We start from the raw sequence: 10448 nt of genomic DNA, 5'->3' as shown, positions 1-10448 counted from the left end.
GCCCAGCTCTGCGGCGGGCTGGCCCTGCTGTCCGTGCTCTGGTTCGGGCTGCGGGCGCTACAGGCCGGCGAGATCGGCGGCCCGCTGCTGGCCGGCCTGCTGCTGGCGACCCTCGGCAGCTTCGAGGCGCATGCCGCCCTGCTGCGCAACGTGGCGCGGCTGGGCTCCGCCACGGCGGCGGCGGGCCGGTTGCGCGCCATCGGCACCGCGCCCCCCGCCGTGGCGGAACCGGCACGCCCCGTCCCGCTTCCCCCCGGCGCGGAGCTGCGGCTGGACGGCGTGACCTATGGCCACGACCCGGCCCGGCCGGTGCTGCGCGGCCTCGACCTCGTGGTGCCCGCCGGCACGCGCATCGCCATCCTGGGACCGAGCGGCAGCGGCAAGTCCACCCTGCTGGCCCTGCTGCTGCGCCTGGCCGACCCCCAGCGCGGCGTGGTCCGGCTGGCGGGGACCGACCTGCGTGCCGTGCCTCTGGCCGAGCTGCACGCCCGCATCGCCCTGCTGTCCCAGGACGCGCCGGTCTTCCTCGACACGCTGCGTCAGAACCTGTTGATCGGCCGTCCCGACGCCACCGACGCCGACCTCTGGCAGGCGCTGGAGGAGGCGCGGCTGGCCGATTTCGCGCGCAGCCTGCCGCAGGGGTTGGAAACCCCGCTGGGCGAAGCGGGCCGCAGCCTCTCGGCCGGACAGGCGCGGCGCCTCTGCCTGGCCCGCGCCCTGCTCAGCCGGGCCGCCATCCTGGTGCTGGATGAGCCCACCAGCGGCCTGGATCCCGAGACCGAGCATGCCTTCCTGGCCGATCTGTCGCGGGCGGCGCGCGGGCGCAGCATCGTCATCGCCACCCATGCCATGCTGCCGCCCGGCGCGGTGGACCGCCGCTACCGCCTGGTGGAAGGCGTGCTGGAGCCGCTGGACTGAGGCTCCATCCCGGCGACGGCGGCCAGCGCGCCGCGATCGACGATCTCGACGCGGTGAGCGTCGGGCAGGCGGATCAGCCCCTGCTGCCGCAGCTTGGTGAAGCTGCGGCTCACGGTCTCCACCGTCAGTCCGAGGTAATCCGCGATGTCGGCGCGCGTCATGGCCAGGGGCACGGTGTCCGAGACCGGCCTGCCGGAGGCCTGCCGGGCCGAGAGCACCAGCAGAAAGCTCGACACCTTCTCGACCGGGGCGAGGCGGCCCAGCACGAGCTGGTTGTCCCAGGCCTGGCGCAGGGCCGCCTTGGTCATCTGGTGCAGACGGTCCCTCAGGCGGGGATAGCGCTCCATCAGGTCCTGCATCTGCGGCACGGGGAAGCCGCAGAGCACGGAGGGCACCACGGCCTCGGCGGTCAGGGTATGCGTCGCCTCGTCCAGCAGCCCGAGATAGTCGCCCGGCAGCAGGAAGCCGGTGATCTGCCGGCGGCCGTCCGGCAGGGCCGTGAGCAGCCGCAACATGCCGGAGGTGAGGCTGAAGACGCGGCGCCGTGGCGCGCCCTCCTCCACCAGCATGGCATTGGCCTCGAGCCGGACGGAGCCCATGATGCGCTCCAGCGCCACGACCTCGTCATCCTCGAGAGCGGCACAGACCGCGGTGCGGCGCACCTCGCAGTCGGCGCAGGCGCCGCAGGCCTTGCGATGCGGACGAATGGCGACCACGGTGGCACTTCTGGACATGATCGGCAGGCCTGCCCTGTTGTGTCACAAGGGATGTCCCACGGATCCTAGCCGAGGGCCATCCGCTTTCCAAACCAACGGCCCGATACCAGGGCCGCAGCCAGCGGGAACCGCCGATGCGTGTCGCCGTCTTCTCGACCAAACCCTATGACCGGCGGTTCCTGGATGCCGCCAATGCGGGGCGACACGAGCTGTTGTTCCTGGAGCCGGGCCTGACGCCCGCCACCGCGCCGCTCGCGGCCGGCGCCGATGCCGTCTGCGCCTTCGTCAACGACGATCTCGGCGCCGGGGTGCTGGAACTGCTGCGGCAGGCCGGCATCCGCCTCGTCGCGCTGCGCTGCGCCGGCTTCAACCGCGTCGACCTGGAGGCGGCGCGGCGCCTCGGCCTCACCGTCAGCCGCGTCCCCGCCTATTCGCCCGAGGCGGTGGCCGAGCACGCCCTGGCGCTGATCCTGACGCTGAACCGCAAGATCCACCGCGCCTACAACCGCGTGCGCGAGGGGAACTTCGCGCTCGACGGCCTGCTCGGCTTCAACCTGCAGGGCCGCACGGCGGGCGTCATCGGCACCGGCCAGATCGGCCGCTGCACGGCGCGCCTGCTGGCCGGCTTCGGCTGCCGCATCCTCGCCCTCGACCCTTATCCGCATGCCGACATCACCGCCCTGGGCGGGCGCTACGTGGACAAGGCGACGCTGCTGGCCGGGTCCGACATCGTCACGCTGCATTGCCCGCTGACGCCGGAGACGCATCATTTCATCGATGCCGGAGCCATCGCCGCCCTGAAGCGGGGCGCGATGCTGGTGAACACCAGCCGCGGCGCGGTGATCGACACGCGCGCCGCCATCGAGGGGCTGAAGTCCGGCGCCATCGGCAGCCTCGCGCTCGATGTCTACGAGGAGGAGGGCGATCTCTTCTTCCGCGACCTCTCCTCCACCGTCATCCGCGACGATGTCTTCGCCCGGCTCCTGACATTTCCGAACGTGCTGGTCACCGGCCACCAGGCCTTCTTCACCGTCGAGGCGATGTCGGCCATCGCGGAGACGACGCTGCGCAACATCACGGAGTTCGCCCGTCATGGCGTGGCACCGGACGCCCTCTCGGTCGAGAAGCTCGCCTGAGCCGGGCGCTGGTCGCGTAGGGCCCCGGGAGGGGGGCCTGGGACGCGGGGGGCTGATCTGCTAAGGCCGGCGGATGGCGGCAACTCCCCTGGACTGCGAGACGCGGATGGCTGAACAGACCGAGATCCCTCACCCCGCCTCCGAGCCCTCCGCGCTGGAGAGCCGGCTGGAGCAGCTCGAGGCCCTGGCGGAGCGGCTCTCCCTCCGGCTCTCCGCCCTGCAGGCCGAGCGCGTGGCGCAGCGCCAGCAGGCCGATGCGCTGCGGCAGGAAATCGCGGAGGCGCAGGGGCGCTGGGCCGTGGAGGCCATGCACGCCGCCGGGTTGGCGGCGCAGGCCACGCATCTCCTGGCGATGGGGCCGGAAGCGGCGGTGGCCGAGAGCGAGGCCGCCTATGCCGATGGCTCGCCGAAGTCGCGGCTGGCGGTGATCTACGAGCAGGCCTTCGATGCCCGGGGCCGCGAGCTCGGCATCGACGATCCGGCCAGCTTCCGCGCCGGCTGAGGGGCAGATGCGGCCTGCCTGCCACCCCTAGAGCCCATCGAAGCCCTTTTTCGCCTCTCGCCAGTCCTCCGCCGGATGGAAGGGGGCGCGCGGGCCAGCCTGGCCCGAAAAGTACAGGCATTCCTGGTGAAAGGCGGCGAGGAGGAGGCCGAAGGTCACCAGCATCAGCAGGATCAGACGGGACGTGCTCAGGTTCGTTCTCCTGGAAGAACGCTCTATGCCCAATGGCGCGGGCCGTCATCCTCCAAACTGAGGATGGCTGCCCTGACGTATCATTGGGGCAACGGAAAGGGGGCCGGGGCCGTTGAGGCACCACGGCAGGTCAGGGTCGTCCCGGCGACCTGACAAGGGGGAGGACGGTGATGCCTGAGGCCATGGTGCGCGTGCCCCGGGGGGACTTCGACGCGGCGATGCTGGAGATGCCGGACGTCGCCCTGCGTTATCTGAGCCTCGATACGCTCAGCGTCCGCGCGGCGGACCCGGCCCGGCTGGCTCAGGGCCTCGCGCTGCTGCGCCTTGCCGGTTGCCGGCCTCTTCCCCTCCGCCAAGCCGGGCGCCTGCCGCCATCCTCTTGAAGAGCTTTTATGTTCTTCTTATGTTCCTGACGCCCGCACCCCCCGCGGGATCCCGCAGGAGTGCGCGCCATGCCCGCCCGTATCCTGAACACCGCCCTGCCGTTCAATGGCCCCACGGCCAACCGGACGCTCGACAGCCCGCTGTCCTTCTGGCGCGAATGGCGGCTGCGCGTGCGGTGCGGCAATCCGGATTGCGCTTCCCACAGCCTGCGCCCCGTGGCGGAGCTGCTGCCCCGGCATGGCGGCCTGACGGTCCGCGAGGTGGCTCGCCGGCTCCGCTGCAGCCACTGCGGTGAGACAGCGGCCCGCCTGGCCTTCGTCGGCCGCACGGAAGGCAGGCGGCGGGTCCATCCGGTGCGCGGCGAAGTCTGGCCGGCGCCGCGGCCCCGCCCGGCCACCGCCAGCCCGGCCGTGCCCCGGACCGTTGGCTGATCAGGCTTGTGTGGGGCGCGCGTCGTCGTGGATTGAACATGGCGGCCATCCAGCCTAGGTTGCAGCGCAGCATATCGTTGACGGACCTGGCTGGAGGGATTGCCCAATGTCATGGACCACCGGCTTTCCGGGTGTTTCGCCCTGGCTTCGGGCCTCTCCCTGGTCGTCTCCGTGGTCATCCCCATGGGCCACGCTCTGCATGGAGGCGGCGGATTACGCGCTCGACAGCTGGCAGCGCGGCATCCTCTTCCTGGACGTGCTGCGGCAGCGCGGCGACCAGTACCACGAGCAGCAGCGGCTGGCGGCGCCCAACGTCCTCAGCTTCGAGGGCGATGTTGTGCTCAGCGGGCGTGACCTGCCGCGACCGGTCAACTACCGGCTGATCCGCATCCGCCCGCCCGAGGGGCTGGAGACCAATCCCCGCAAGCGCCCCTTCGTCATCGTCGATCCGCGGGCGGGGCACGGGCCCGGCATCGCCGGCTTCAAGGCGGACAGCGAGATCGGCGTGGCGCTGCGGGCCGGCCATCCCTGCTACTTCGTGGGCTTCCTGCCCCGACCGGAGCCGGGCCAGACGGTCGAGGACGTGATGCGGGCCGAGCAGGCCTTCGTCGCCCATGCCGCCGCGGCGCATCCGGAGGCGGAAGGCAAGCCGGTGGTGATCGGCAATTGCCAGGCGGGCTGGCAGGTGATGATGGCCGCGGCGACCCGGCCCGAGGTCTTCGGCCCGCTGATCGTCGCCGGCGCGCCGCTCTCCTACTGGGCGGGATGGCGCGGGATGAACCCCATGCGCTACACCGGCGGCCTGCTCGGCGGCACCTGGATGACGGCCCTGGCGGGCGATCTGGGCGACGGGCTCTTCGACGGCGCCTGGCTGGTGCAGAACTTCGAGAACCTGGACCTCGCCAACACCTGGTGGACCAAGCAGTACACCGTCTACGACCGCATCGACACCGAGCCGCCACGCTACCTCGCCTTCGAGAAGTGGTGGAACGGCCATATCCTGACCAATGCCGGCGAGATGCAGTACATCACCGACAATCTCTTCGTTGGCAACAAGCTCTCGACCGCCGAGCTGACCACCTCGGACAAGATCCGCATCGATCTTCGCGAGATCCGGTCCCCGATCGTCGTCTTCTGCTCGCGCGGCGACAACATCACCCCGCCGCCGCAGGCCCTGGGCTGGATCCTCGACCTCTACGACAGCGTCGACGACATCCGCGCGCACGGCCAGACCATCGTCTACACCGTGCACGAGAGCATCGGCCATCTCGGCATCTTCGTCTCCGGCAAGGTGGCGCGGAGGGAGCACGAGGAGTTCGCCTCCAACATCGACTTCATCGACGTGCTGCCTCCGGGCCTCTACGAGGCGGAGATCCTGGACGCGGAGGGCGCCGAGGGCGGCGAGTACGTGCTGCGCTTCGCCGGCCGGTCGCTCGACGATATCCGCGCCATCGTGCAGCCCCGCCCGGAGGACGACCGCCGCTTCGCCACCGTCGCCTGGCTGTCGGAAGCCAATCTCGGCCTCTACCGCCACCTCCTGCAGCCGCTGGTGCGGGCCCTGGTCACGCCGCAGCTGGCCGAGACGATCCGCAGCCTGCAGCCGCTGCGCCTGCAGTACAACAGCTTCTCCAGCCGCAATCCCTGGCTGGCGCCCATCACGGCGCTCGCCGGGCCGGTGCGGCAGGAGCGCCGCCCCGCCGCCGAGAACAATCTCTTCCGTCGCCTGGAACACCTGGCCTCGGCACAGATCGTCGCCGCGCTGGACCGCTACGGCGACTGGCGCGACGCCGGCTACGAAGCCGCCTTCCTGGCGCTCTACAGCCATCCGCTGCTGCAATCCCTGGCCGGGCTGATGGCGCGCGACATGCCGCCGCGCCGCCAGCCGGGCGCCGAGCCGGAGCTGCGCGATTTCCTCGAGCGGCGCATGGCGGAGCTGCGCGCCGGCATCGCCGAGGGGGGCGCCTACGAGGCCTGCCTGAGAGCGCTGATCTATATCGGCCTGGCCGACCGCGTCGCCGATGCGCGCAGCTTCGCCATGCTGCGCAACCTGCGGCGGGAGGAGGGGCAGGAGATGAGCCTCGCCGCGTTCAAGGCGGCGCTGCGCGAGCAGTTCTTCATGCTGCGCCTGGACCAGGCGGCGGCGCTGGCCGCCCTGCCCCGACTGCTGCGGACCTCGACGGCGGCGGAGATCGAGGCGCTCATCGCCGAGATCCATCGTGTCGAGGAGGCGGCGCCGCTGAGCGAGGCCGCTCGGCAGCGCCACGCCGAGATCGAGGCGATACTCCAGCAGGTCCTGGCCGGCGCACCGCGCGCCGGGGAGCCCGAACCCCCCGCGGAGGCGCCGCCGGCGCGCGGCGAGCCGGCAGCGCCACCGCGCCGCCATGCCCGGCTCCGGGCGCGCGACCGCAAGGGATCCGGCCGGTGACGGCCGACAGCCTCGGCGCGCCGCCCGCCGCGCCGCGCCATCCGCACTACGATGCGCTGATCGAGCGCACGGCCGGGATGGCGGCGGTGCCCTGCGCCGTCGCGCATCCCTGCGACGCATCGGCGATGGAGGGCATCGCCGATGCCATGCGCCATGGCATCATCGCGCCCATCCTGGTGGGTCCCGCGCGGAAGATCGCAACCGCCGCCGCGGCGGCGGGGCTCGATCTCGCGGGGATCGAGGTCATCGACGCACCGCACAGCCACGCCGCCGCCAAACGCGCCGTCGCGCTGGTGCACGAGAACCGCGCAGAGCTGCTGATGAAGGGCAGCCTGCACACCGACGAGCTGATGTCGGCCGTGGTGGCGCGCGAGGGCGGGCTGCGCACCGAGCGGCGCATCAGCCACGTCTTCATCATGGACGTGCCCAACTACATCCGCCCGCTTTTCATCACCGACGCCGCCATCAACATCGCGCCCGATCTCGCCGCCAAGGCCGATATCATCAGCAACGCCATCGACCTGCATCACGGCCTCGGCCTGGGCATCCCGCGCGTCGCCATCCTCTCCGCGATGGAGACGGTGAGCCCGAAGCTGCCCGGCACCATCGAGGCGGCGGCGCTGTGCAAGATGGCCGAGCGCGGGCAGATCCAGGGCGGCATCCTCGACGGACCGCTGGCGCTCGACAACGCGGTGAGCCCGGAGGCGGCGCGCATCAAGGGCATCCGCTCCGAGGTGGCGGGCCGCGCGCAGATCCTCGTGGTGCCGGATCTCGAGGCGGGCAACATGCTGGCGAAGAACCTGACCTTCCTGTCGGGCGCCGACGCCGCAGGCATCGTGCTCGGCGCGCGGGTGCCGATCGTGCTGACCAGCCGCGCCGACAGCACCCGTACCCGCCTCGCCTCCTGCGCCGTCGCCGCGCTCTACGCGCGCTACCTGGCCGAGCGGAGGCCGGTGGCCGCATGAGCGAAGGCATCCTGGTCCTCAACGCCGGCAGTTCCAGCATCAAGTTCCAGCTCTATGCCGTGGGCGGGGATGACAGCCTGACCCGGCGCTTCAAGGGCCTGCTGGGCGGCATCGGCACCGCCCACGCCCGGCTGCAGGTCTGGGACGCGGGCGATGCCGTGATCGCCGACGAGCGCCCCGAGCCCGCGCGGATGCAGGATGTCGCCGCCGCGCAGGAGGTGCTGGGTGCCTGGTTCCTCGGGCATATCGGCACGCCGCCGCTGGCGGTCGGCCACCGCGTCGTGCATGGCGGACCGGACTTCGCGGAGCCGGTGCTGATCGATGACGAGGTGCTGGCGCGGCTGGACGCGCTGGTGCCCCTGGCGCCGCTGCACCAGCCCAACAATCTGGCGCCGATCCGCTCGATTCGCGCGCGCCGGCCGGAGCTGCCGCAAGTCGCCTGCTTCGACACCGCCTTCCATCGCGGCCATGGCCCCCTCGCCGAGCGCTTCGCCATACCCGAGGCTCTCTACCGCCAGGGCGTCCGCCGCTACGGCTTCCATGGCCTGTCCTACGAATACATCGCCGGCCACCTGAAGGATCTCGATCCCCTGCTGCCGGAGCGGCGCGTGGTGGCGCTGCACCTGGGCTCCGGCATGTCGGCCTGCGCCCTCCGGGCGGGCCGCAGCATCGACAGCACCATGGGCTTCACCGCGCTGGACGGCCTGCCCATGAGCACGCGGCCGGGCCAGCTCGACCCCGGCGTGGTGCTCTACCTCCAGGAGCAGGGCATGACGCCCGCCGCCATCGAGCATCTGCTCTACCATGAATGCGGGCTGAAGGGCCTGTCCGGCCTCAGCGGCGACGTGCGCGACCTGCTCGCCAGCGACAGCCCCTCGGCGCGGCTGGCGCTGGACCACCTCGCCTATCACGCCGCCGGCGCCATCGCCGCGCTGGCCAGCAAGATGGGCGGGCTCGACGCCATCGTCTTCACCGCCGGCGTCGGCGAGAACGCGGCGCCGGTGCGGGCGGCGATCGGCGCCCGCTGCGCCTGGCTCGGCCTCGTCATGGACGCCGCGCGCAACGCCGCCCATGGCCCGCGCATCTCCGCCGATGGCAGCCGCATCGCCGCCCATGTCCTGCCGACCAATGAGGAACGCATGATCGCGCGCCATACCCTCGACCTGCTGCGCGGCTACAGGACGGTCTGGTGAGCCCCCGTCCCCTCCCCAGCCTGCAGGGCCGCCGCGGCCTGGTGACGGGCATCGCCAACGACCAGTCGATCGCCTGGGGCTGCGCCCGCGCCTTCCGCGACCTCGGCGCCGAGCTGGCCGTGACCTACCTGAACGAGAAGGCCCTGCCGCATGTGCGGCCGCTGGCCGAGGCGGTGCAGGCGCCCATCCTGATGCCGCTCGACCTGCGGAACGAGGGTGAGCTGGAGGCTGTCTTCGAGCGCATCGCCGCGGAATGGGGGCAACTCGACTTCCTGCTGCATTCCATCGCCTTCGCCCCGCGCGAGGATCTCCAGGGCCGCGTCACCGACTGCTCGCGCGAGGGCTTCCTGCAGGCGATGGACATCTCCTGCTGGTCCTTCATCCGCATGGCCAAGCTGGCCGAGCCGCTGCTGGCCAAAGGCGAGCATCCCGGCGGCGCGCTGTTCTGCATGAGCTATTACGGCGCCAGCATGGTGGTCGAGCACTACAACATGATGGGGCCGGTCAAGGCGGCGCTGGAGAGCGCCACGCGCTACCTCGCGACGGAACTCGGGCCGCAGGGCATCCGCGTGCACGCCATCTCGCCCGGGCCGCTGAAGACCCGCGCCGCCTCCGGTCTGCCGGACTTCGACGCCTTGCTGGCCCGCGCCCAGTCCAAGGCCCCGGCCCGCAGCCTGGTGAGCATCGAGGATGTCGGCATGGCCACCGCCTATCTGGCCACGGATGCCGCCCGTTTGATCACCGGCCAGACGCTTTACATCGACGGGGGCTATCATATCGTCGACTGAGGCGCCGCAGCCGGCGGCCGGAAAGAGGAGCGAGATCGCCATGGCGGAGCAGGGATTCCTCAGCCGCTTCAGCGCGCCTGAGATTCGCGCCTGGATGCAGCGCCAACGTGAGGCCAAGCTGGACGAGGAGCGGCGGGAGCGGGAGCGCCAGCGGGACGAGCGCGAGGCGCTGCGCCGCGCCTTCCAGGACCGCGACATCCCGCCCGATGCGCTGGAGCGCCTGATGCTCATGGTGCGCCGCGCCGCCGCCGATGGCGAGAACGAGGTGATGGTGCTGCACTTTCCCTCCGCCTGGATGAAGGACAGTGGCCGCTCCATCACCAGCGGCCAGGATGACTGGGCGCTGTATCTCGATGGCTTCGCCGCCAAGGCCCATGCCTTCTACCGGCGGGAGCTGGAGCCGCGCGGCTTCGACCTGCGCGTGGCGATCCTGGACTACACCGACGGAATGCCGGGAGATGTCGGTATTTTCCTGAGCTGGAAGGAGGCGGGGGCGGGCTGAGGACGCCCCCTTCCCGTCGCCTGTGTGACTTCGGTCACAGAAACCGCCCCGCTTCTGCCGTATCCGGGAAGCGTAACGGAGGTTTCCGCCATGCAGGACTGTGCCATCCGCAGGCTTCCCGAGTTCCTCGCCCTGGCCCATGAGAGGCTGATCGCGCTGATGCGCGAGCATGCGGAGGCGGACGACGACCAGCGTGTGGTCATCCTGGGCCAGATCCGCCAGACCTTCGAGCAGATCGAGGCGGCCATGGCGCTGTCCGAGCTGCTGGGCCTGGAGGGCTGAGCCCGGGCGGCGGC

The 10448-nt window shown here is 71.4% G+C and carries 13 protein-coding genes; 11 read left to right on the top strand and 2 right to left on the bottom strand.

Annotation, left to right across the window (positions count from 1 at the left end; all coding sequences use genetic code 11):
- A partial coding sequence (locus ACVMLK_RS10865; RefSeq protein ID WP_457486406.1) for an amino acid ABC transporter ATP-binding/permease protein occupies positions 1-918 on the top strand: 918 nt, incomplete at its 5' end.
- On the opposite strand, the gene ACVMLK_RS10860 is transcribed toward ACVMLK_RS10865, so the two are convergent.
- Positions 879-1652 carry a helix-turn-helix domain-containing protein gene (locus ACVMLK_RS10860; RefSeq protein ID WP_198367266.1) on the bottom strand — a complete coding sequence of 258 codons (774 nt, stop codon included), beginning with the start codon at positions 1650-1652 and terminating at the stop codon, positions 879-881. The two genes, ACVMLK_RS10865 and ACVMLK_RS10860, sit on opposite strands and share 40 nt — an antisense overlap.
- 116 nt (positions 1653-1768) lie before the next feature.
- On the opposite strand from ACVMLK_RS10860, the gene ACVMLK_RS10855 reads away from it, so the two are divergent.
- The gene (locus tag ACVMLK_RS10855) at positions 1769-2770 is read left to right on the top strand and encodes a 2-hydroxyacid dehydrogenase (RefSeq protein WP_422923540.1); all 1002 of its coding nucleotides are present in this window, start codon (positions 1769-1771) and stop codon (positions 2768-2770) included.
- A 106-nt stretch (positions 2771-2876) separates the two neighbouring features.
- On the top strand, positions 2877-3272 hold the full coding sequence (locus tag ACVMLK_RS10850) for a hypothetical protein (protein ID WP_198367268.1): 396 nt from the start codon (positions 2877-2879) through the stop codon (positions 3270-3272).
- Between the two features lie 27 nt (positions 3273-3299).
- On the opposite strand, the gene ACVMLK_RS10845 is transcribed toward ACVMLK_RS10850, so the two are convergent.
- Positions 3300-3437: a hypothetical protein gene (locus ACVMLK_RS10845; protein ID WP_198367269.1), complete on the bottom strand. Its 138-nt coding sequence runs from the start codon at positions 3435-3437 to the stop codon at positions 3300-3302.
- A 197-nt stretch (positions 3438-3634) separates the two neighbouring features.
- Between ACVMLK_RS10845 and ACVMLK_RS10840 the strand changes: the two genes are divergently transcribed.
- The 8 genes from ACVMLK_RS10840 (at position 3635) to ACVMLK_RS10805 (ending at position 10434) form a co-directional block, all read left to right on the top strand.
- The gene (locus ACVMLK_RS10840; protein WP_457486405.1) at positions 3635-3847 is read left to right on the top strand and encodes a hypothetical protein; all 213 of its coding nucleotides are present in this window, start codon (positions 3635-3637) and stop codon (positions 3845-3847) included.
- Between the two features lie 69 nt (positions 3848-3916).
- Positions 3917-4279: a hypothetical protein gene (locus ACVMLK_RS10835; protein ID WP_457486404.1), complete on the top strand. Its 363-nt coding sequence runs from the start codon at positions 3917-3919 to the stop codon at positions 4277-4279.
- 199 nt (positions 4280-4478) lie between these two features.
- A complete protein-coding gene (locus ACVMLK_RS10830) occupies positions 4479-6704 on the top strand; it encodes a DUF3141 domain-containing protein (RefSeq protein WP_457486403.1) in 2226 nt (741 codons plus the stop codon).
- 77 nt (positions 6705-6781) lie between these two features.
- Positions 6782-7669 carry a phosphate acetyltransferase gene (locus ACVMLK_RS10825; RefSeq protein ID WP_457486408.1) on the top strand — a complete coding sequence of 296 codons (888 nt, stop codon included), beginning with the start codon at positions 6782-6784 and terminating at the stop codon, positions 7667-7669.
- On the top strand, positions 7666-8862 hold the full coding sequence (locus ACVMLK_RS10820) for an acetate/propionate family kinase (protein WP_457486402.1): 1197 nt from the start codon (positions 7666-7668) through the stop codon (positions 8860-8862). Before ACVMLK_RS10825 ends, ACVMLK_RS10820 begins: the two co-directional genes overlap by 4 nt.
- Positions 8859-9650, top strand: a complete 792-nt coding sequence (gene fabI, locus ACVMLK_RS10815; protein WP_198367274.1) for an enoyl-ACP reductase FabI — start codon at positions 8859-8861, stop codon at positions 9648-9650. Before ACVMLK_RS10820 ends, fabI begins: the two co-directional genes overlap by 4 nt.
- Before the next feature lie 40 nt (positions 9651-9690).
- Positions 9691-10152: a hypothetical protein gene (locus ACVMLK_RS10810; RefSeq protein ID WP_457486401.1), complete on the top strand. Its 462-nt coding sequence runs from the start codon at positions 9691-9693 to the stop codon at positions 10150-10152.
- Between the two features lie 90 nt (positions 10153-10242).
- Positions 10243-10434: a hypothetical protein gene (locus ACVMLK_RS10805; RefSeq protein ID WP_198367276.1), complete on the top strand. Its 192-nt coding sequence runs from the start codon at positions 10243-10245 to the stop codon at positions 10432-10434.
- The last annotated feature ends 14 nt before the right edge of the window (positions 10435-10448 follow it).

The organism is Teichococcus aerofrigidensis (assembly GCF_054073225.1).
This window is presented reverse-complemented; position numbering and strand designations above follow the sequence as displayed.